A 20,244-nucleotide genomic window follows, 5' to 3' on the forward strand; every position below is an offset into this window, starting at 1 on the left:
GTCTGGCAGCCACCCTCAATCTCCGTGCAGGATGTTTGCCAGTCTAGCTGGACTGCGGCACACGGATCGTTTTATTCAGACAGCTGCACGCAGCCAATCGAGTCGTGCGGCGGGGACAAGGCCGTAATTGTAAAAATTGATACCGTCGACGTCCGGCGCCAGCGCCGGCTTCACCTTGGCGGAGAGGATTTCAGGGCCTGCCATTTCCGGATAGAAGAGCCTGTAGCCGGCGCCGAGGAATTTCTCTGCTCCGAGCGCGCTGCGGCCAGCCGCCATCAGGCCCCTCACGTCGCCGGCCTGCATGTCGTAGGCGCAAAGGATCGCCCCGTTGCAGACCCTGCCGAGCGCTGCCAGGTCGCAGCCGCCGAGCCAGCCGTCTTTCAGGTCGATGATGAGGACATTTGTCGCCGGATCGGCAACCTCGCGCAGTTCGGCCACCAGGCTGGTCACCGGCTCGAACCGCCACGACAGATAGGCGTGGAGTTGCGGCCAGGGCAGAAAGGTGTCGAGGCCACTTGCGGGAAATTCGGGAAAGCGCCGTTCAGGCACAGCGCGCTCACATGCCTCGGCAATCCACTGCTTGACGAGCTCGCGCGCCGCCTGGCCTTCAATGCCGGCACGAGTGGCGCGAGCGAGGCAGGACGGACAGAAGCACAGCGACAGAAGAAAATCGTCTTCCGGCGTCAGCCCGACACCATCCTTCTCGTGATGGTACTCATGGGCGAAGCCCATGAAGGACGGGCTTTCAAGTTCGATTCTGTCCGGCTTGTAAGTGTGCGTAACGTCGGCGACGAGCGCGCGGACATAAGCGCGCGCATCCGGATGCGACGGGCAGAGATTGTAATAATTGGGATCGCCAAAGGCGTTGCGGGTGACAGCCTGCGGATAAAGCATGCCGAGGCGGGTATTGTGCAGACAGACCGTCCAGCACGACACCTGGAGGCCGCCTGCCTCGCGCCGTTGGATAAGCTCGGCCAGAACGTCGCCACCTTCGGTGATCACGTCCGCCACCTTCGGCTGAATCACGAGATCGGCCCATCGGGCGGCGGTTGGCTTGAAGTAGATCGTGCCGTCCTCCGGGAAATAGGCTTTGCGGCGCGGGCTGCGCGGCTGCAGGAAGCGACCGGCATGATAGGAGGTCGCGAGACTGATCATGTTGAGCCCGGCGCGCCCGATGAGATCGCGTTCGACGGCCCCCAAGCCCAGATCCTGGACATCCCAGGGGTAGGTCCACATCGAAAGCTGCATGAAATCTCCTCGGTTTTCTATAATGGCGCCGTGAGCAAACGCCGATGGTTTCCTGTCAGCCTTCCACCGGTTCGGCGACCTGCAGAAGGCAATCTCCTGCCTCGCACATCGTGTGCAGCCGGCGCGAAAGTACGATGCCGCCTTCGGCGAAATGCAGGGCTTCCTCGGCCAGATCGAGCCGTTCCAGGTCGTGATACCAGCCGGCCAATTGTCCGGCGCTGACGCCGTCGCCGAGCCTGACGGCGGGTTCGAACCAGCCGCGGCGGGTGGCGTACAGGCCCTGACCGTGCCGGGAAAGCGAGAGCAGTCGCGTCGGCGCCGAAGGCTTTGACTCCGGCGAAAGAACCGGCGCCTCGACCACGCCAACGGCGACCATCAGATTGTCGATCGCGCGAGCGGTAATCTTCATCGTATCGACTGTGGCGGTGCCGCCGCCGCCGAACTCGCCGCTGACGCCAATGGCACCGGCCCGGCGGGCTGCGCCCATCGAGGTCGGCGAGGCCTGACCATTGTCGGCCACGAACCCATACGGCATGCCGAGTGTCCGCATCAGCTCCACCCCGCGCCTGTGACGGTCGGGATCGGTATTGCGCTCGACGAGCGCTGTAGGCAGATGTTCCATCGAAGTGCCGCCCGAATGGATGTCAAAGACGATTTCGTGGCGAGGGAACAGTTCCGACTCGAGGAAGCTGGCAAGCCGGCTTGTCGGTGTGCCCAACGGATCGCCCGGAAAGGCTCGGTTGAGATTGCCGCCATCGAGCGGCGAACAGCGTTTGGCGGCCATCACCGCCGGTGCGTTCGCCATCGGCAGTATGGTGACGCGGCCCTTGATCCGCTCGGGATCGAGCCGGCGGACCAGCTTCGCCAGCGACAGCTCGCCCTCATATTCGTCACCGTGATTGCCGGCCATCAGAAGCAGCGACGGCCCCTCACCGTTGCGTATGAGGCAGATCGGGACCTTGACCTGGAAATAGGGCGAACGGTCTATCGAGAAGGGCATGCTGAGATAGCCTGATGTCTTGCCGTCCCGGTCGAAGTCGAGCGTATGGATGAGTCCGGTGTGCATGGCGAAAAACTCAGATGGCGGCGATCGCTGTGACCTCAATGCGGAGGTCGGGATCGGCGAGACGTGCCTCGACGCAGGCCCGCGCCGGCAGGCGTTGGGGATCCACCCAGGCATCGTAGATGCTGTTCATGGCGTCGAAGTCTCCGATTTGCGGCAGGAAGATGTTGACCGCCACAAGCTTCGACTTGCTGCTGCCGGCCTCGACCAAAAGCGCCTCGATCTTTGAGAGCACATCGCTGGTCTGGCCTTCGATGCCGGCCTTGCGATCGTCGGCGACCTGGCCTGCGATGTGGACAAGGCCACCATAGACGACCGCCTGCGACATGCGGGAGCCGGACTGGAAATACTTGATCATATTCGATCCTTTCGAGGTTCTCTTGGGGCCGCCGCAAGATTCGGTCAGCCGAAACAGGTGGGAAAGGCGTGGCGGACATGCCCGGCCGCGTCGACGCCGAAAATCACGCGATAGCGATCGAGGCAGGTGCAGGGATGGGAGATGCCGAATTCAATGATGTCACCAACGGCAATGTCGTCGCCCGGCGCGATTGTCAGGAAGGCGTGCTGGTCGTTGAGCTTGAAGACCTCGGCGCGCGCTACCGGCAGCGGCCTGCCGGTCCGGAAGACCGCGAGCACCATCGGAAAGCCCTGATCGAACGACACGTCGCGCATGCCCATGCCGCAGATCGCCAGGCCGGGCTCCGGCCGCGACAGCACCTCGGCCCACAGGCGCAAAGCCGGACGAAACGAATTTCGTGCGGAAACGCTGACGCCGCCGACCGCAAAGCCGTTGCGCGCGTCAAGTGCGCCAAGCGAGCGATCATAGACACCATGGTCGTGGAAGAAGATGGCGCCGCTGCGCAACACCAGCGTCGCATTGCCGTCCCTGGAAACGGCCGGCGAAAGCGCGGCGACCACTTTGTCGAACAAAACCGAGCCGCCGGCCGTGACGATCAGCGGCACGTCGCCGCCGGCGCGGGCGCGCAGCCGCAGGAACATGTCGGCGGTCATCGCCAGCAGAGCCGAGATCGCCTCCTCGGTGCGGCCGGGGTCGGGTTGCGCCGCGGCACCTTCGTAGGTGGCAACGCCGGCAATCAGCAGCCGTCCGCCGGCTGCATCAACTGCATTGGCGATCGCCTCGGCTTCGCCAGTGGTCCTGGCGCCTGCCCTCCCCGCACCGAGTTCGACAAGCACGCGCAACGGCGGCAGCATTGCATTGGCCCGCCAGGCTTCGGCGAGCGCATGCACGGCGGCGACAGAGTCGGCGAAGACGAAGAGCTCGACGCCTGGCCAGGCGCCAACCAGCGCCGCGAGCCGGTTCGCACCTCCTGATCCACCAACCTCGTTGGCGACGATCAGTCGTGTGAGGCCGGCCCTGAGCATCACCGCGGCTTGTCTAATATCCGCGACGGTCGTTCCCCATGCTCCGGCCTCTACCAACGATCGGGCAAGGTCGGGCGCCATCGGGGTTTTGGCATGCGGCGCGACCATGGCGCCCTGTTCGCGCGCGTAGCGCAGGAACAGGTCACGATTGGCGATGAAGGCCTCCTCGTCGAGGGTCAGCACCGGCAACGACATGCGTCCATCAGCCGGATGCCAGCGCTGAGATGCGACAAGGCTGCTGTCCAGCCCGAAGGTGCCGGGCGGCACGCCGCGGATGCGATCGTCGAGCAGGAAATTTTCACGGATCGCGAGCGCCGGCACGGGTGAGTTTTCGGTCATCCGATGCTAGTCCTTCGCCTTAGCAGGATGAGGCCCGGACTGATTTCCGATGCCGGCCACAGCATGAGAGAGATGCGTGTCAAAGCCTTACTCCGGACCGATCATCGATGCCCACCATCATCTTTGGGATCTCGGCCTCGGCCGCCATCCGTGGCTCGCCACGACGGCTGGCGAGCGCGGCGGCCTGGGCGAGCTTGGCCCGTTGCGGCGAAACTATCTTCCTGAGGATTATTTGCGCGACGCCAGCCGGCACAATGTCGTCGCCACCGTTCATGTCGAAGCCGGTTGGGCCGGGGACGACTGCGTCGGCGAAACGCAGTGGCTTGAAACGCTCGACAAATCGCGGGGCGTGGCGGCCCGCTACGTCGTTCACGTCCCGCTGGCGAACCACCAAGCCCCGGCGCTGGTCGAGGCGCAGGCGGCATTCGACCGTGTCGTCGGCGTGCGCGACATATTGAGCTGGGATCCAGATCCTGCCCGCCGTTTCGTTGCCCGTGACGGCATCATGAACGATCCGGCCTGGCGCGCCGGCCTGGCGCTGCTTGCCGGCCATCGGCTGATTTTCGATCTGATGGTGTTTCCGCGCCAGCTCACTGGAGCCGCGCGCCTCGCAGCGGCCTATCCGAACCAGCTCTTTGTTCTCAACCACTGCGGCAGCCCGATCGACCGTGACGCCGATGGAATGCGGGCGTGGCGCGAAGCGCTTCGGCTTTTGTCGGAGCGCGACAACGTCGCCATCAAGATATCGGATCTGGTCGCCTACGATCATGATTGGACGCTCGACAGCCTGAAGCCGGTTGTCATGCATTGCATCGACTGTTTCGGCACACAGCGCGCGATGTTCGGCAGTGACTTCCCGGTGGCCGGTCTGCACGCGTCGTTCGATGCAGTATATGACAGCTTTAAGGCCATTGCCGGGGAGCTTTCCGCAGACGAGCAGACGGCGTTATTCTTCGGCAATGCAAGGCGGATCTACCGGCTGGACGATATGTCATCGGCGGGCCTGCTCCCTGCCTGAGAGAAGCAGCAGCCCCAGGATCAGCGAACCGAAAAGGATGCTGCGCCAGCCGGGCGAGGCGTTGACGACGGTGATCAGAGCCGTGATCGTGACCAGCAGGATGGCGCCGGGAATGGTGCCGGCATAGGTGCCGAGCCCGCCGAGGATCGAGGTGCCGCCGAGCACGACGGCCGCAATCGAGGCGAGCAGATAGGGATCGCCGATCCCGACATAGCCTTGTCCGTTCATGCCGAGCACCAGCACGCCCGCAAGCCCGGAAGTGAACCCGCTGATGCCGTAGACCGCCAGGGTTGTCGAAGCGAAGGGAACGCCGGAGAGTGTCGCGGCGAGCGGGTTGGCGCCCATGGCGAAGAGCCGAGCGCCGAAAGATGTGGCATGCATTGCGGCCAGAACGATCACGGAAACGGCCACCCACAAGAGCACGCCTGCGGGTATACCGGCCGGCCGCGCATTGCCGAGCCAGCGGACCAGCGGGTTCTCGGCGGTCACGGCGCTGCCGCCGGCGATGATGATCAGCAGACCCTGCAGGAATGTCGCCATGGCCAGAGTCATGATCATCGGATGAACGCGCAACAGCGCCACGCCCAGCCCGTTCACCAGACCGATTGTCGTCGTCAGCGCAAGGACGGCAAGGACGGCAGTGAGCCCGGTCGGATCAGCCTGCCACGACAGCAGCGGCAGGCTGACGGCGCTCACCGTGACGATCGCCGCGACGGAAAGGTCGATGCCGCCGGCGATGACTATAAAGGTCTGCCCCGCCGCAACCAGGCCAATCACCGCGGCCAGTTCGACCAGATAGCGCAAATGGCCATATGCGCCGAAGCCGCGCGAGACGAAGCTCGCCACGATCCACACCGCGGCAACGATGGCAACGGTGAGAAAGGGCCGGCTGCGCAGGATCGTCAAGGCGCGCCTGCGGGCCGCGGTTTCTTTCCATGCTGTCATTGCTGCACCTTGCGGAATTGCGGGATGGCGACCGCCCCGATGATGATGAGGCCCTGGGCGACATACTGGGCGACCGGCGTGAAGCCGAGGAAGAACATCACACTGATCATCAGGCTGAGCAGCAGGCTGCCGGCAAGCGCACCGCGCATCGTGCCTTGACCGCCGAGGAAGCCAATGCCGCCGAGCACGGCGGCGGCGATGGAATTCAGCGTGAAGGCCGTGCCGATGACCGGATCGCCCGAACCTGTTTGCGCGGCGACGAACAGGCCGGCGCCTGTGCAAAGCAGGCCGCTGATCGCGTAAGCCGCTACCCGTGCGCCATCGACCGGCACGCCGGAGCGATAGGCGCCGACCGGATTCTCGCCGGCGGCATAAAGGCTCAAGCCAAGCGGTGTGGCGAGATAGAGTTTCCACAGAAGGACGATGAGCACCAGCAGCACGAAGGCCGCGGGCGTGTTGCCGGCAAGCAGGTCCGACAGCGACTCCGGAATGGCGCCGCCGGGTCTCGGCAGGATGAGCAGCGCCGCACCGCCGATGATGAAGGAACCGGCGAGCGTCACCACGATCGCCGGCAACCGAAGTTTTACGACGATGAACCCGGTCGCGCCGCCGATGCCGATCCCGGTCAGCGCCACCGCAGCGGCACCGCCGGCTACGCCCAGCGGCCCGGTCATCGTCGTCGCGGCGATCACCGCGCCCAGGCTGACCATTGCGCCGATGGCCAGGCTGATGCCGCCGGTAAGCATGAGGATCGCCTGGGCCATGGCGACCAGCGCCAGCGGAAACCAGCTCTGGGTGAATTTGGCAAAGCCGGAAGCGGTCAACAAGCCGGGAAACAGGAAGCCATAGGCGACGAGGAACGCCATGACCACGGCGAACAGGCCGCGCACACCGACATTGCGGCGCAGCTGAACCGGCCAGTAAAGAGCGCCGGCTTGCCTTGAGGAGGCCACCGTGCTCATGCCGCCACCTGCCGCTGTTCGGCGCCCATCGCAGCGGAAACGATTGCTTCCTCGCTCAATGCGCCGCGCTCGAGCATGGCAACGATGTGGCCCTCCCGGACCACCGCGACGCGGTCGCAAAGGTGCACCAGTTCTGGCGTGTCGGAGCTGAGCAGCACGACCGCCTTGCCGGCGGCGGCGAAGTTGCGAAGCATCATGTAGATTTCGCGCTTGGTCTCGACATCGACGCCGCGCGTCGGGTCGTTGAGGAGAAGCGCAAGCGGGTGGTGCGGCATCCATTTCGCCAGCGCCACCTTCTGCTGGTTGCCGCCCGAGAGGGCCTGCGCCGGCCGGTCGAGGTCGCCCCTGATGCCAAGCTGGGCAGCGAGACCTCTCGCCGTCTCGCGCTCGGCACGGCGGCTGCGCAGCTTCAGCGCCGGCAGTCTTGCGAAAGCGGGCAGCATCATATTGCTGATGATGGAATGGATCAGGTGCAGGCCTTCGCGCTTGCGGTCGGCCGGGACATAGGCGAGGCCAAGCGCGTTGGCTTTCGGCACACCGCCGGGCAGACCCGAAGCGCCGTTGACGGTCGCGCATGCCGTCCTGGCCGGAATGGCGCCGTAGAGGCCGAGCAGCAGATCTTCCTGCCCTTGCCCGACCAGGCCTCCAATGCCGAGCACCTCGCCCGTCCTGATGTCGAGATCGACGTCGCGCATCAGGCCGGCCGAAAAATTGCGAACCGAGATGGCGTTGGAAGTCGATACCGAAGCCTGCCACTGTGGAAAAAGATCGCCGGGGTCGCGGCCGACCATCAGCCGAACCAGCCCGCTGGCGTCGGTTCCTTCCAAGCTGCGATCCGCCGTGCAGGCGCCGTCCTTCAGGACGGTGACATGCTGGCACAGTGCCATGACTTCGTTCAGCCGGTGCGAAATGTAGAGAATAGCGATGCCCTCGCCGCGCAGCCTCTCCAACAATTCCGTCAGGACTTTCGTTTCGGTTGCCGAAAGCGACGAAGTGGGTTCGTCGAGAATGAGAACGCGCGGCCGGCGGTAAAGCGCCTTGGCTATCTCCACCATCTGCCGGCGGCCAAGCGACAAATGTCCGACCGGTATCGAGAGCGGTTCGTGAAGCCCGACAAGATCGCATGCTGCCCTGGCCCGCACGGCGAGTTCGGGATAGTCGAGCAAACCGAACCGGCGCGGATAGGCGCCAAGGCCGATGTTCTCGGCGATGGAGAGGCTGGCCGTCAGGCTGAGTTCCTGCTGGACGACGGCAATCCCGGCTTGTTGGGCATAGGCGGGGGTCATGCGCGACACTGGGCGCCCATCGACCTCGATCGCTCCGCCATCCGGGCGCAAGGCACCGGACAAGAGGTTGATCAGCGTCGACTTTCCGGCACCGTTCTCGCCGAGCAGCGCATGCACGCGGCCCGGCTGGAGAGCGATGGAAACGGCGCGCAGGACGGGGTTGCCGAAGAAGGACTTCGACACTCCCCGCGCGGCAAGAAGCGGAGCCGTGGCCACCAAGTTCTGCGACCTTTCAGGCTTATTGTTCAGCCAGCAGCTTCTTGAACAGTTCCTCGTCGTAGGGCGAATAGATATAGCCGTCAGCCGGAAAATCGGCCGCCCGGGCGAGGTACTGATCGATGTTGGAATTGTCGATCACCGGCAGCGGAATCTTGACGAAAGCCGGCACATCCTTGCCCTCCAGCGCTTGGACGGCGGTGTAGGCGGCGAAAGCGCCGAGCCAGTTCGGCTGCATGGTCGCCCAGCTCTCGAGGCCCTTTTCCTTCCAGAGTTCGAGGAACTGACGGGCGTTCTCGCCGGTGATCGGCACTTGTTCGCGGCCCTGCTTGTCGAGGGCGAGTACCGCGCCCGCAGACAGGGCGCCGCCGAGCGACAGAATCCCGTCGATCTCGGAATTGGCGAACAGCAGGCTGGTGACGGCTTCCTGTGCAGGCGCGACATTGTAGGGGGTGTTGGTCTCGGCAAGGACCGTCACCTCAGGATGGGCCTTGAGCGCCGCGTCGGCGCCTTTGCGGCGATCGTCGCTGACCGAAACGCCGGCCGGGCCGTTGAGGATGAGAATCTTGCCCTTGCCGCCAATGGCGTCGATCAGGAACTTGGCCGCCTGGTCGCCCCACTGAGCGGAATCGGTGTTCACCTTAGCTGTGACCTGGTCGGTGTCGACGAGGCTGTCGAAGTTGATGATTGCGATGCCCTTGTCGCAGGCGTCCGCCAGCACACGCGCCGGCGCGGTCGACGAGCCGGCAATCAGGATGATGGCGTCGACGTCGGAATCGATCATCGACTGGATCTGCTGGATCTGGACGTTGGCGTCGCCCTGAGCGTCGGTCACGACAAGCTTGTCGACAAGCCCCTGCTTCTTCAGGGTCTCGACTTCGGCTTCGATCGTGCCTTGTGTCTGCTTCATCCAGGTCGGCACGGAATAGATGTTGGCCCAGCCGATCGTGTACGGCGCCTTGCGGTCGCCCTTGATGCATTTGGCGGCCGCATTGGCCTGCGAACCGGCGCCGAGGCTCAGCAGGAGACCGAGGCAAAGGGCGCTGGCTGATGCGAAAAACGATGATTTCGTCATGATTGTTCCCTTCTGAGGTTATGCCTGGACGTGCGGGATCGGGACAAGAAAACCCGCCGGTTGCCGCATCCGGAAACCGCCCGTTTTCTCATCAGAAGCTTTCTGCGCCTGGCTTGTTATTGTCTGATATTTCAGACAACGTGTCTGTATATCGGACAAATGGGATGCTAGACTGAGCCTTGACATCTTTCAAGCGCCTTGAGACGAGGGCCGAATTGATTTTTGCGGAGATGCGGCCGACATGAGCGATGGCGCCACTGGTCTGATCGAAACGGAAGCCGGCGCCGGGCCGCGAAATGGCGAACGACGCCGCGGCATCGACCGCGTCATCGTGCTGCTGGAAGCGCTTTTGCGGCACCGCGCACCGATGCGCGTCGGCGACATCGCCAGGATGATCGGCGCACCGCGTTCGACCACCTACGAAATCGTCAACAGCCTGCTCGAAGCCGAAATGCTCGAAAACGTCGGGACGGAAGGCTGCGTCTATTTCGGTCGGGCTATGCATCTGTTCGGCTGGGCCTATTCGCATCACAACGCCCACTATCGACGCATCATAGAGACACTGGACAGGATGGCTGCGGAGACAGGCGAGACCGTGCAGTTGTGCGGCCTGCGCGGCAACAAATACATCGTTCTCGATTGCCGGGATTCTTCCGGCCCGTTCCGGATTTCAAGCGATGTCGGGGTCGAGGTGCCGATCCCGTGGACGGCGTCCGGGCGGCTCCTGCTCGGCCATATGAGCGAGGAAGAAGTGAAGGACTTCATCCCGCCTGGCGACTACAAGCTTCCCGACGGCCGTGTCATTGCGCCGGCCGAATTCTTCAGCGATGTCGCTCTGGCCCGCCAGCAAGGCTTCAGCGAGACGGCCGCCCTCGCCGACCGCTTCACGTGGTGCATGGCGGCGCCCATCCGCGATGGCCACGGCGCCATCAACAAGACCCTTTGCTTCGTATTGCCAGTCGACACACCGGAAGCGCGGCGCAGCGAATTGCTTGCCTTGCTGTGCGAACGCGCCCGCGGACTGTCGTTGGCGGGAAGCTGATGCATGTCGCCCAAAAAGCGTGCCCTCGAGCCTCACTCGAGGGTGCGCAGCGGTTTGGGATAACGACATGCATAAAGCAGGAACTTAACGCGTCTCGCGAATTGCTTTGACGCGACGCTTCCTGAAGAATTGCCCTGACGCCTTCGCCAATGGAGCGGAAAAAATGGCCGGGCTCGAATACGGCCCGGCCAAAAAGAAGGTTACAACCCTCAGGGGAACGCCGTCCAGCGGAATGGGAGGAAACGCCGAACGGTATTGGCCTGTTTGCGCCTGTTTGGACGCATTGGCGACGAACAAAATTCCAAAAGCCGCCGGGCCGACGAAAATTCCTGTTCTATGTGCTCTGACCTGTTCAGTCGGGTGACGTCCCTGTCCCAATCCTTGTCTCTAGCAGATCGGCATAGTGCCGGCGCGCCACGTCGGGATGCGAGCGCAGGCGACTTTTCAGCACGTTGGTGCCGACGTCGCGAAACAGCGGATTGTCCGGATCGCTCGCCGGTCCGCGCGCCTCGGCAGCCAGTTCTTCAGGCAGGGTCAGCAGCGGGATCGTCGCGTCGAGCCGGGCGCTGAAGAAAAACGGAACGGAAATCCGCTCGACACCGGCCGGCGGCGTCACGACACGGTGAACCGTTGCCCTGAGATAGCCGTTCGATGCCAGTTCGAGGAGTTCGCCGATGTTGACCACCAGCGTTCCGGGGATCGGATCCACATTCACCCAGCTTCCGTCATATTCGACCTGCAGCCCCTTGTTGTCGTCCTGAAGCAGGAGCGTCAGGAAACCGCCGTCCTTGTGTGCGCCGACACCCTGGTCGCCGCCGGTTGTGTCGCGCCCGGGATAGCGCACGATCTTCATGCGATGGTTGGGCTCACCGCTATAGATCGGATCGAAAGCATCCTCGGCCTGGTCGAGCGACAGCGCGAAGGCCTTCAGCAGGCGGACTGCCACCGCCGTCGCCCTGGTCTGCCATGCCAGCAGTGCCGGCTTGAGTTGCGGCAGGGCCGAAGGCCATTGGTTCGGCCCTTGCAGCCGCGTCCAGGCAGGAATGCCCGGCCCCTTTGGTATGGGTCGACGCTCGACGCCGATGTCGAGCTGTTCGCGCCAATCGGCCTTGCCCCTGGTCAGTTCGCCACCGGTGCGCGTGTAGCCGCGGAATTGCGGGGACTTGACCGTTTCAATGGCCAGCTTGTCGGCTTCCGGCAAGGCAAAGAACCGCCGCGAGGCGTCGAGCACCTCGTCGATCTCCACAGCCGAAATTCCATGGCCGCTGAGATAGAAGAAGCCGACATCGCGGGCCGCCGTGCGCAGATCGAACAGAAACGTCCGACGCTCCGACGCGCCCTGTTCGAGACGGCTGAGATCGAGCACGGGTACAATCCTGGCCATGGTCAACCTCCTCCTGCCTCAGGCTTGGTTCAGGCCTTTACGGTGGCACGCAGGTTGTTGCGATCAAAGCAACGCTCGATCCAATCTCGATGTCATTGGCGGAAAGTCAGCGCTGCGTTTGGCGGCCGGCAGGCAAATAACGTCCGAACGGCTGTTCCATGGCACACTCACGGCCAGGCGCTGCAATGTCATTGCATTAAAAGTTCTGCGGTCTCAGGTTCGCCCTCTCTTCATGAATTCGGCTCGATTGCGAACGCTCAGATCACACGACACGGCGACGACGCGCCATAGCCGCTTTCAGCCATCAGCGCGCGTCTTGACAAAATATTTTGTCAATACGAAAATGAGTATGCTTGAGCTTTGGCGGCCGCATCGGCTCGCAGTGGCGTCGTACCGCACCCGGCCCCGACTGTGAGGACGCCAAAACCCTGAAAGGAGTTCCCATGCCGATCAAGAAAGATGAAACCGGAAAGCGTTGGGTCGAGATGGAATTCATCACGCCCGGCACACCCGAGCAGGTGTGGCGGGCCATTGCGACGGGTCCCGGCAACACTGCCTGGTTCACAAAAACCACGATCGACGAGCATGTCGGCGGCAGGCTTCATTTCGACTTCGGTCCCAATGGCGCGTCCACCGGCGAAGTGACGATTTGGGAGCCGCCGTTCCGTTTCGGCTATGTCGAACGCGAGTGGAGCGAAGGCGCGCCGCCTGTCGCAACGGAGATCACCGTGACCAGCCGGTCGGGTGATCGTTGCGTTGTTCGCATGGTCCACTCGCTGTTTGCCTCGACCGACGACTGGGACGATCAGCTGGAAGGGTTCGAGAGCGGCTGGCCTGGCTTTTTCGAGGTGCTGCGGGTTTACCTGTCGCACTTCGCCGGTAAAAAGGCCGCCAGCTTCCTCGTCATGGCCAGCTCTGAGGCCGACCAGCTCTCGACTTGGCGGCGGCTCACCGAGGCGCTCGGTCTGGCCGGCGCAAATGTCGGCGAGGAACGGAATGGCCCGCAGCAGCCGGAGAGACTATCCGGCATAGTCGAACGCGTGCGGCAGGACGACAAGCAGCGTTTCCTCGTGCTGCGCCTGAATGCGCCTGCTCCCGGGATCGCCCTGATCGGAACCTATGCTGCCGACGGCAACACAAATGCCAGCATGGCCCTGTATCTTTACGGCGGCGACGCCGAGCAGCGCGCCGCCGACGGCGAGCCCAAGTGGCGGAACTGGTTTGGCGAAACCTTCAAGCACCCGGGCTGACGGGTGCTTCTGGAACCGCCGGCCAGAAGGTCGGCCGCCTGCGCAGGCGCTCAACCATGGCGCATTCCGATTTCAAGGTCGATCGGGATGAGGCGAACGCCCGATCGCTTCTTCGGCCGCGCATTTCGGCTGTCGGAACGATACTGCTGTGAAGCGGCGCCCCGATCCGCTGACAGGACGCGTCAGTCGTGGAGTTCCCTCGAGATCGCCGGGCCGACTGAAAAATCGCTGAATGTGACTTCGAAACCTTCACGTTGCGGCGAACAGCACATCATGCCGACATCGACTGTATTCGAGGGCGGGAAGTAGGCGAGCCGCACCGGCTTCCAGCGCTGGTCGGAGGCATCGAGATACTGAACACGGATTGTCTCGGCATGGCGGGTCAGCCGGATCCTGACGCCGTCCGGACCGGCCGGGATGCTGACCAACGACCAGTCGGAGGCATCATTGGTGACGACGACGGAAAAATAGGCGAGCCCGTCGGTGAACTCGATGCCGGCCTTGACCCAATGCGTCTCGCTCAGCCGGACCATCAGACCGGCCTGATCATAGAGCACCTTGTAGTCGCCCTTGATGGTGACCTCGGCGCTGAAATCGCCCTCGACCTGCCGGTAGAGGAAGTGGCCATTGTCACGCCAGAAGTCATAAAAAGTCTCGCGCCAGAAATCGGTCTCCTTGCCGGTTCGCACATGCACGGTGCTGTCGCCGAACGCATGATGCGGTGGCGGGTTGAGCCAAGTCAGTTCTGCAGGCTGAGATGTCATCGACTCGTTCGCCTCGCCGGTTCGTGTTGCGTCATCCGCCTCTCATGCGACGAGGCGGATTTGTCTCTTTTACGCGCTCATTTCGGCGCTTGGTAAAGCTCGGACGCGGCCTCTCTCAGCGCGCGCCGGCTCTCCGGCCTGAAATACATCATGTGGCCGCCTTCCAGCAGTTCGAGGCGGATAGGCTTTGCGCCGGGAAGCGAAGGAACCTGGCCGACAAGATAGCGTGACACCAGATAGGGCGTCACCAGGTCGGTGTAGCCGTTGACGATCAAAACACCGAGGCCGGGATTTAACGCGCGCGCCTGTTGAAGGTCATCCATCACGCCGGTATAGCCCTGACGCGTCGGGCTCGTCCCGTAATCCCAATTGCCGCTGATTTCACGGTTGAGAAGCCGATAGCTTAGATCGGTGCGGAATTTCAATTCCTCCCTGACATAGCTGACAAAGGCGGAAGTCAGCGCCGGCACGCTTCGGTCGAGCACCGGATCAGGACCGCTGGGCCTTGGACTTTCCGGGGCAACGTCTGCCGTTTCGATCGAGCCGTCATAGACGCTGAGAACATTGCCTCTTGCCCGCGCAAACTCCTTGGCGAAGAGCGCGGTGGGAATGCGCGCAAAGTTTCGTTTCACGAGTTCGAGCGGCAGACCGGTGATTTCGGCAACGCGCGGGCTCGCCAGACGCCCGCCCTGTTCGAGCCCGCTGGCAAGCGCGACGAGATAGTCGCCAAGCGCATAACGTTCGACATCGGCCAACCGCTCCTGCAGTTCGGAACCGGTGACGCTTTGGCTGCGCAGGCGCACCGCCGCCAGCGACGGCAGCTCAAGCGCCCAGTGAAGCGGCTGGAACTCGTCGGGCCGCACGAGCGTGAATTCGAGCGCCGGCGAGATGAGCACGATGCCGCAAGGGCTGATGCCGATATCATCCTGGAGCGTCTTGGCAAGCAGTGCGGCCCGAAACCCGCCATAGCTTTCGCCGGCAAGAAACACCGGCGACGCCGTGCGGCCCGCTTGGGCCAGATAGAGCCGGATGAATGCGCCCATCGCGGCGGCGTCCTGGTTGACGCCCCAGAAGCTACGTGCCTCGGTGCCGGGTGCTTCGCGGCTGTAACCGGTTCCGACGGGATCGACAAAGACCAGGTCGGTCATGTCGAGCCAGGTGCTCGAGTTGTCCAAAAGCCGCTGCGGCGGTGGGAGAAAACTTCCATCGGCCGCTGTCGCCATCACGCGTGGACCGAGCGCGCCAAGATGCAGATAGGCGGAAGCCGCTCCGGGACCACCGTTGAATACGAAAGTGATCGGGCGGCGGGGATCAGGTTCCCGGCTTGGCTCGGGACGCAGCGTGTAGGCGACATGAAAGATTTCCGCGGTGACGTCGCCCTTGCCGGATAGCATCGACAGCGTGCCGGCCCTTGCCTGATAGTTGAGCGTGCGTCCCGCGATCACGATCGAATGATCTGAGACCTGGGGCGGCGGGAGCAGCGACAGAACGCCGCCCGAAGGCGACGCCCGCTCGGCCACTTGCGCGTGGCCGTTTGGAAGGCCGCCAACCAGCAGCAGCATAGCAAGGGTGATTTCTAGGAGCTTGGTACGCATGGCGACTCCGCAGCGGAACGACTGCAAGCTATCACGCTGATGGCTCAGCCGAAATCACAGGACTGTGCACGCTCTCGCTGCTGGAAGGAGACCAAGGCTTTCAACGCACGATCTTCACGCACATCGGCGTGCCGATATCGATAAACCGCCCGGTGTCGGCCAGCCGACCCGTGGCCGCATCGCGTGCAAGAATCGAGATGCGGTCGGCGTTCTGGTTGGCCGAGAAGAGATGGCGACCTGAGGGCGTCAGTGCCAGATTGCGCGGCGTAGCGCCCCCGCACGGCGCATTGGTCGACCAGCGCAAGCGTGCCCGTCTGCTGGTCGACGGAAAACACCACGACACTGTCATGGCCGCGGTTGGAGCCATAGAGGAAGCGGCCGTCGGGCGATATCTGGATGTCGGCGCAATGATTGCCGTCGCGCGCCGCGGCCGGCACGGCCGGCTTCGTGTCGATCTCGGTGAGCCTGCCCGACGCTCCGTCCAGCGCAAGCGAGACGACCGTCGAATCCAGTTCGTTCATGACGAACACGAAGCGCCCGCCCGGATGCAGCGCCACGTGACGTGGCCCGGCGCCGGGCGCAAGCGCCGACTCCGCCAGTCTGGTCAGGCCGCCGTCGGGCCCGATGCGGTACGCGACAAGCCGATCGATGCCGAGATCGGCGACCATCGTCACGCCACCGGCAATCGTCTCGGTGACGCTGTGGGCATGGGGACGTTCCTGACGAGCTGCGTCGGGACCAGTTCCGCTATGGGCGACGCTCGACAACGGCGCGGTCAAGCCGCCATCGTCGCGCAGTCCGTAGAGGACGAGCGAGCGATCGGGACCGCCTTCGCCCATGCCGTAATTGGCGACCAGGAGCTTCGTCCCGTCGCGCGTGACGGTGTTGTGCGCCGTGATGCTGCCAAGCGTCGGCTGCTTGTTGATGTAGGAGAGCGCGGCGGTTTGCCTGTCGAAGCGGTAGGCCGAGACCACGCCTTCGCGCCAGGTGAACACTTCGGAGTTGGCATAGACATGGGACCCGTCCGGCGTCACCGACAGGAAGGTCGGATTGTCGACGTCACCCGTCTCGGCCAGTTTCCTCGTCTCCAGCGTCTCCTCGTCGAAACTGTAGACACCGAGTCCAACGCCGCGCGCGCCCTGAAAATAAGGCGCCTCGCGGTTGAGGCTGCCGACGAAGACCAGACAGGCGTCGTTCATCAAATCCTCCCCTGTTCCGCCGGCATCCAGCCGCAGCGGATCGCGGCAAATTTCGCCTGTTCACGCTTGAAACACAATCCCATATGTGAAAATACTATTCACTAGAGAAGATCGACGCGGACCGATCGTGCAATCCAATCTCGACACAAAACCCCAATACAAGGAGATGGGCTGATCCGCGCCAGCTATGAAGTCTTCAAGGGTGAAGGAGAGCTCGTGCTTTATTGCCAGCTCCTGCAACGGTGAAGTGCCGGAATCCGGCCGATTTCGCCGGCAAGACGCAGACATAGGCGATGGCTGCCATTGCCGAATTGCCGCTGACCGGGCTCGTCGTCGTCGACATGAGCCAGTTCCTGTCTGGGCCCTACTGCTCGCTGCGGCTGCTCGACCTTGGCGCCCGCGTCATCAAGATCGAGCGCCCCGATGGCGGTGACCTGTCGCGCCGGCTCTATCTCAGCGACACGGAGATCGGCGGCGATTCCACCATCTTCCACGCCATCAACCGGGCCAAGGAAAGCTTTGCCATCGACCTCAAGGAAGAGGCCGATCTGGCGGCGCTGCGCAGCCTGCTGGCCAAGGCCGACGTGCTGATCCAGAATTTCCGGCCCGGCGTCATCGAGCGCCTTGGCCTTGACTACGAGGCGGTGCGCAAGATCAATCCACGCCTGGTCTATGCCTCGATCAGCGGCTATGGCGAGGAGGGCCCGTGGGTCAAGCGTCCCGGGCAGGATCTGCTGGCGCAGGCGCGTTCCGGCGTGATGTGGCTGAACGGCGACGAGGACCAGGGACCGGTGCCGTTCGGCCTGGCGATCGCCGACATGCTGGCGGGCGCCGCCGCCGCGCAAGGCATCCTTGCCGCACTGGTGCGGCGCGGCGTGACCGGCACCGGCAGCCATGTCGAGACCAGCCTGCTCGAAGCGCTGGTCGATTTTCAGTTCGAGGTGCTGACCACGCATCTCAACGACGGACGCCGCGTGCCGCGACGATCGGCCTTCCGCAGCGCCCATGCCTATCTGTCAGCGCCTTACGGCGTCTATCCGGCCAAGGACGGATATCTGGCGATCGCGATGACGCCGATCCCGAAGCTGGCCGACCTTTTGGAACTCGAACAGCTTGCGCCCTTTCGCGATCAGCCGTCGACCTGGTTCACCGCCCGCGACGAGATCAAGGCGATCATTGCGCAAAAAATCGCGACGAAAGCCGTCGACGAATGGCTTGCCATCCTCGAGCCCGCCGACATCTGGTGCGCCAAGGTGCTGACCTGGCCGGAAATGATGGCCAGCGAAGGTTTTCAGGTGCTCGACATGCTGCAGACAGTGACGCGCGAGGACGACGTCTCGATCCTCACCACGCGTTCGCCGCTGCGGGTCGATGGCGTCCGCGCCAAGGTCGAGCGGGCGGCGCCGCGCATCGGCGAGCACAGCGCAAAGATCCGCGAAGAATTCGGGCTGTGAGCGACGTGACGCTCAAAGGCATGACCTGGAGCCATCCGCGCGGCTACGACCCGATGGTCGCCTGTTCGGGACTGTGGAAGCAGCAGACCGGCGTCACCATCGAATGGGACAAGCGCTCGCTGCAGGATTTCGAATCGTTTCCGGTCGAGGACCTGGCCCGTGCCTACGATTTGATCGTCATCGATCATCCGCATGTCGGCCAGATCACCGCCGAGACTTGTTTGGCGCCGCTCGACGTTGTGGGGCGTGAAGAGGAACGCGCGGCACTGGCGGCAGGCAGCGTCGGCCAGTCCTATCCTAGCTACAACTGGCAAGGCCGGCAGTGGGCGTTTCCGATCGACACGGCCAGCCAGGTGCAGGCGTGGCGGCCGGACATGCTTTCCGCCGCGCCGGCGAACTGGTCCGAGGTGCTCGACCTGGCGCGGCAAGGCCGCGTGTTGCTACCGCTCAGGCCGCCGCATTCGCTGATGGTGTTCTACACGCTTGCCGGCAATCTCGGCAGGCCCGCCGTCGAAGAGCCTGGCGACCACATAAACCCTGACATCGGCGGCCGCGTTTTCGAGATGATGCGCGAGATCGCGGCTCTCGTCGATCCGACCTGCCTTGGCATGGACCCGATCGGCGTCCTGGAGGAGATGGCCAGTTCCGGCACGCGGATCGCCTGCGCGCCGCTGATCTATGGCTACGTTTCCTATTCCATCGCCGGATTCCGCAGCAGCCGCCTTGCCTTCGCCGACATTCCGCCTGCCGGCGACGCCGGTGTAGTCGGGTCGGCGCTCGGCGGAACCGGCATTGCCGTGTCGGCCTTTTCGAAGGCCACGCAAGAGGCCATCGACTTTGCCTACTGGATCGCCAGCGCCGAGGTGCAGCGCGGCCCCTATGCGTCGGCCGGCGGCCAGCCCGGCCATGCCGCAGCCTGGGACGATGCCGCCGTCAACGCAGCCGCCGGCAATTTCTACAAGGACACCCGCGCCACGCTCGAGAGGGCCTGGGTCAGGCCACGCCACGATGGCTACATGGCCTTCCAGCAGGCGGCCTCCGATCGCATCAATCTCGGCCTGACCGAAAGGCACGATGCCGGCCGCGTCGTCGCCGATCTCAATCGCCTGTTTGTGAAGAGTCTCCGGCACCCGGCGCTGAGATGAGGCAGAGTTCGCTAACTTCTCACAAATTCCAAAGCCGCTTCGCATTGGCGGAGAGCAGCTTTTGCCGTTCATCGATGCTTGCACCGCCGAGCAGTGCATGCGTCGCCGCAATCCAGGTCGCAAGCCCGCCGCCAAGCGTGCAGACCGGCCAGTCGCTGCCCCACACGACGCGGTCCCAGCCAAAGCATTCGATCGTGTGCTCGACATAGGAACGCAGCGTTTCGACAGCCCAGGATCCAGCGTCCGCATAGGCGACCACACCGGAAATTTTGCCGACGACGTTCGGGCGCCGCGCAATCTCCGCCATATGCTCGCGCCAGGGATGCTCACTGTTGCCCTTGATGTCGGGCACGCCGCAATGGTCGAGCACGAACTGCACGTCCGGCGCGAGGTCGGCAAGCGCAATCGCCTTGGGGATCTGATGCGGCAGGACGACGAGGTCGAATGTCAGTTTGGTGCCGTCAAGCCGCTTGATGTTTTCGCGAAACAGCACGCCTTCCGAAAGCTCGTCCGGCACGACGTGGAGCACACGGCGAAAACCCCTGACGAAAGGATCGGCGCGCTGGCGCTCGACATAGGCGGCAAAGCCCGGCTCTTCCGGACGGCAGGAGGCTATTGCCCCGCGCAGCAAGCTGTCCTTCTGGTGTGACAGCGCCTTTACGTGACTGGTCTCAGCCTCGATATCGGCTGGATCGACATCGACCTCCATGTGCAACGCGCCCTCTATGCCGGCGCGGCGAGCCTGGACTGCATATTCGTCGTAGGGGAAATCGCGGTTTAGTGCCGGCACGCCGGAGAGCCAGGGATAGCGCAGCGCCGACTGGTCGATCAGATGCAGATGGGTATCGAAGATCATAACGGCGCGCTCCTCTGCAT

The 20,244-nt window shown here is 63.7% G+C and carries 18 protein-coding genes and 1 pseudogene; 6 read left to right on the top strand and 13 right to left on the bottom strand.

Translation table 11 applies throughout. The features are described 5' to 3' along the window. Positions 1-75: 75 nt before the first annotated feature. From AC0L28_RS16440 to AC0L28_RS16455, 4 genes are read right to left on the bottom strand one after another with little or no spacing between them, the layout of a single operon-like run. Positions 76-1,248, bottom strand: coding sequence for a hypothetical protein (locus tag AC0L28_RS16440; protein ID WP_473478743.1), 1,173 nt, complete (start codon positions 1,246-1,248; stop codon positions 76-78). A gap of 55 nt (positions 1,249-1,303) precedes the next feature. Next, positions 1,304-2,314, bottom strand: coding sequence for a succinylglutamate desuccinylase/aspartoacylase family protein (locus tag AC0L28_RS16445; RefSeq protein WP_473478745.1), 1,011 nt, complete (start codon positions 2,312-2,314; stop codon positions 1,304-1,306). A 10-nt stretch (positions 2,315-2,324) separates the two neighbouring features. Further along, positions 2,325-2,669 carry a RidA family protein gene (locus AC0L28_RS16450; RefSeq protein ID WP_023800134.1) on the bottom strand — a complete coding sequence of 115 codons (345 nt, stop codon included), beginning with the start codon at positions 2,667-2,669 and terminating at the stop codon, positions 2,325-2,327. Positions 2,670-2,713: 44 nt separating this feature from the next. Then, positions 2,714-4,033: an alanine racemase gene (locus tag AC0L28_RS16455; RefSeq protein ID WP_473478747.1), complete on the bottom strand. Its 1,320-nt coding sequence runs from the start codon at positions 4,031-4,033 to the stop codon at positions 2,714-2,716. Positions 4,034-4,109: 76 nt separating this feature from the next. Between AC0L28_RS16455 and AC0L28_RS16460 the strand changes: the two genes are divergently transcribed. Next, positions 4,110-5,051: an amidohydrolase family protein gene (locus tag AC0L28_RS16460; RefSeq protein ID WP_128179694.1), complete on the top strand. Its 942-nt coding sequence runs from the start codon at positions 4,110-4,112 to the stop codon at positions 5,049-5,051. On the opposite strand, the gene AC0L28_RS16465 is transcribed toward AC0L28_RS16460, so the two are convergent. From AC0L28_RS16465 to AC0L28_RS16480, 4 genes are read right to left on the bottom strand one after another with little or no spacing between them, the layout of a single operon-like run. Continuing rightward, a complete protein-coding gene (locus tag AC0L28_RS16465) occupies positions 5,025-5,996 on the bottom strand; it encodes an ABC transporter permease (RefSeq protein ID WP_473478749.1) in 972 nt (323 codons plus the stop codon). The two genes, AC0L28_RS16460 and AC0L28_RS16465, sit on opposite strands and share 27 nt — an antisense overlap. Further along, positions 5,993-6,958, bottom strand: a complete 966-nt coding sequence (locus AC0L28_RS16470) for an ABC transporter permease (protein ID WP_473478751.1) — start codon at positions 6,956-6,958, stop codon at positions 5,993-5,995. The genes AC0L28_RS16465 and AC0L28_RS16470 overlap by 4 nt, the downstream gene beginning before the upstream one ends. Beyond that, entirely contained in the window at positions 6,955-8,463 is a 1,509-nt protein-coding gene (locus AC0L28_RS16475) for a sugar ABC transporter ATP-binding protein (RefSeq protein WP_473478753.1), read from the bottom strand. Before AC0L28_RS16475 ends, AC0L28_RS16470 begins: the two co-directional genes overlap by 4 nt. Positions 8,464-8,482: 19 nt before the next feature. Then, positions 8,483-9,535 (bottom strand): substrate-binding domain-containing protein, encoded by a 1,053-nt coding sequence (locus AC0L28_RS16480; RefSeq protein ID WP_473478755.1) that lies wholly within the window; start codon positions 9,533-9,535, stop codon positions 8,483-8,485. Between the two features lie 241 nt (positions 9,536-9,776). Here AC0L28_RS16480 and AC0L28_RS16485 point away from each other — a divergent pair, with 241 nt between their 5' ends. Further along, complete coding sequence (locus AC0L28_RS16485) at positions 9,777-10,577, top strand: IclR family transcriptional regulator (protein ID WP_473478756.1); 801 nt, start codon at positions 9,777-9,779, stop codon at positions 10,575-10,577. A gap of 352 nt (positions 10,578-10,929) precedes the next feature. On the opposite strand, the gene AC0L28_RS16490 is transcribed toward AC0L28_RS16485, so the two are convergent. After that, complete coding sequence (locus AC0L28_RS16490; protein WP_473478757.1) at positions 10,930-11,961, bottom strand: isopenicillin N synthase family dioxygenase; 1,032 nt, start codon at positions 11,959-11,961, stop codon at positions 10,930-10,932. A gap of 353 nt (positions 11,962-12,314) precedes the next feature. On the opposite strand from AC0L28_RS16490, the gene AC0L28_RS16495 reads away from it, so the two are divergent. After that, positions 12,315-13,211: an SRPBCC family protein gene (locus tag AC0L28_RS16495; protein ID WP_473478759.1), complete on the top strand. Its 897-nt coding sequence runs from the start codon at positions 12,315-12,317 to the stop codon at positions 13,209-13,211. Positions 13,212-13,393: 182 nt separating this feature from the next. On the opposite strand, the gene AC0L28_RS16500 is transcribed toward AC0L28_RS16495, so the two are convergent. The 3 genes from AC0L28_RS16500 to AC0L28_RS16510 all read right to left on the bottom strand — a co-directional run bounded on the left by AC0L28_RS16500 (position 13,394) and on the right by AC0L28_RS16510 (position 16,769). Continuing rightward, on the bottom strand, positions 13,394-13,975 hold the full coding sequence (locus tag AC0L28_RS16500) for a DUF1349 domain-containing protein (RefSeq protein WP_473478761.1): 582 nt from the start codon (positions 13,973-13,975) through the stop codon (positions 13,394-13,396). A 77-nt stretch (positions 13,976-14,052) separates the two neighbouring features. Beyond that, entirely contained in the window at positions 14,053-15,570 is a 1,518-nt protein-coding gene (locus AC0L28_RS16505) for a S10 family peptidase (RefSeq protein WP_473478763.1), read from the bottom strand. A 44-nt stretch (positions 15,571-15,614) separates the two neighbouring features. After that, positions 15,615-16,769 (bottom strand): lactonase family protein, encoded by a 1,155-nt coding sequence (locus tag AC0L28_RS16510; RefSeq protein WP_473478765.1) that lies wholly within the window; start codon positions 16,767-16,769, stop codon positions 15,615-15,617. A 151-nt stretch (positions 16,770-16,920) separates the two neighbouring features. Between AC0L28_RS16510 and AC0L28_RS16515 the strand changes: the two are divergent. The 3 genes and pseudogenes from AC0L28_RS16515 to AC0L28_RS16525 all read left to right on the top strand — a co-directional run. Beyond that, positions 16,921-17,059: pseudogene (locus tag AC0L28_RS16515) on the top strand (amine oxidase); the annotation flags it as partial. 3 nt (positions 17,060-17,062) lie between these two features. Then, positions 17,063-18,223 (top strand): CaiB/BaiF CoA transferase family protein, encoded by a 1,161-nt coding sequence (locus tag AC0L28_RS16520; protein WP_473478767.1) that lies wholly within the window; start codon positions 17,063-17,065, stop codon positions 18,221-18,223. Between the two features lie 20 nt (positions 18,224-18,243). Beyond that, positions 18,244-19,368, top strand: a complete 1,125-nt coding sequence (locus AC0L28_RS16525; RefSeq protein WP_287171753.1) for an extracellular solute-binding protein — start codon at positions 18,244-18,246, stop codon at positions 19,366-19,368. Positions 19,369-19,387: 19 nt separating this feature from the next. Here AC0L28_RS16525 and AC0L28_RS16530 read toward each other — a convergent pair whose 3' ends face one another. Beyond that, a complete protein-coding gene (locus AC0L28_RS16530) occupies positions 19,388-20,224 on the bottom strand; it encodes an amidohydrolase family protein (protein WP_473478768.1) in 837 nt (278 codons plus the stop codon). Positions 20,225-20,244: the final 20 nt, after the last annotated feature.

This window comes from Mesorhizobium sp. WSM4847 (assembly GCF_055811335.1).

What these genes read in the sequence shown, in the direction of transcription:
- AC0L28_RS16445 (WP_473478745.1), bottom strand. Translation starts at nt 2,314, where the DNA reads ATGCACACCGGACTCATCCATACGCTCGACTTCGACCGGGACGGCAAG.
- AC0L28_RS16450 (WP_023800134.1), bottom strand. Translation starts at nt 2,669, where the DNA reads ATGATCAAGTATTTCCAGTCCGGCTCCCGCATGTCGCAGGCGGTCGTC.
- AC0L28_RS16530 (WP_473478768.1), bottom strand. Translation starts at nt 20,224, where the DNA reads ATGATCTTCGATACCCATCTGCATCTGATCGACCAGTCGGCGCTGCGC.
- AC0L28_RS16490 (WP_473478757.1), bottom strand. Translation starts at nt 11,961, where the DNA reads ATGGCCAGGATTGTACCCGTGCTCGATCTCAGCCGTCTCGAACAGGGC.
- AC0L28_RS16440 (WP_473478743.1), bottom strand. Translation starts at nt 1,248, where the DNA reads ATGCAGCTTTCGATGTGGACCTACCCCTGGGATGTCCAGGATCTGGGC.
- AC0L28_RS16480 (WP_473478755.1), bottom strand. Translation starts at nt 9,535, where the DNA reads ATGACGAAATCATCGTTTTTCGCATCAGCCAGCGCCCTTTGCCTCGGT.
- AC0L28_RS16510 (WP_473478765.1), bottom strand. Translation starts at nt 16,769, where the DNA reads ATGAACGACGCCTGTCTGGTCTTCGTCGGCAGCCTCAACCGCGAGGCG.
- AC0L28_RS16520 (WP_473478767.1), top strand. Translation starts at nt 17,063, where the DNA reads ATGGCTGCCATTGCCGAATTGCCGCTGACCGGGCTCGTCGTCGTCGAC.
- AC0L28_RS16470 (WP_473478751.1), bottom strand. Translation starts at nt 6,958, where the DNA reads ATGAGCACGGTGGCCTCCTCAAGGCAAGCCGGCGCTCTTTACTGGCCG.
- AC0L28_RS16500 (WP_473478761.1), bottom strand. Translation starts at nt 13,975, where the DNA reads ATGACATCTCAGCCTGCAGAACTGACTTGGCTCAACCCGCCACCGCAT.
- AC0L28_RS16525 (WP_287171753.1), top strand. Translation starts at nt 18,244, where the DNA reads ATGACCTGGAGCCATCCGCGCGGCTACGACCCGATGGTCGCCTGTTCG.
- AC0L28_RS16485 (WP_473478756.1), top strand. Translation starts at nt 9,777, where the DNA reads ATGAGCGATGGCGCCACTGGTCTGATCGAAACGGAAGCCGGCGCCGGG.
- AC0L28_RS16455 (WP_473478747.1), bottom strand. Translation starts at nt 4,033, where the DNA reads ATGACCGAAAACTCACCCGTGCCGGCGCTCGCGATCCGTGAAAATTTC.
- AC0L28_RS16505 (WP_473478763.1), bottom strand. Translation starts at nt 15,570, where the DNA reads ATGCGTACCAAGCTCCTAGAAATCACCCTTGCTATGCTGCTGCTGGTT.
- AC0L28_RS16465 (WP_473478749.1), bottom strand. Translation starts at nt 5,996, where the DNA reads ATGACAGCATGGAAAGAAACCGCGGCCCGCAGGCGCGCCTTGACGATC.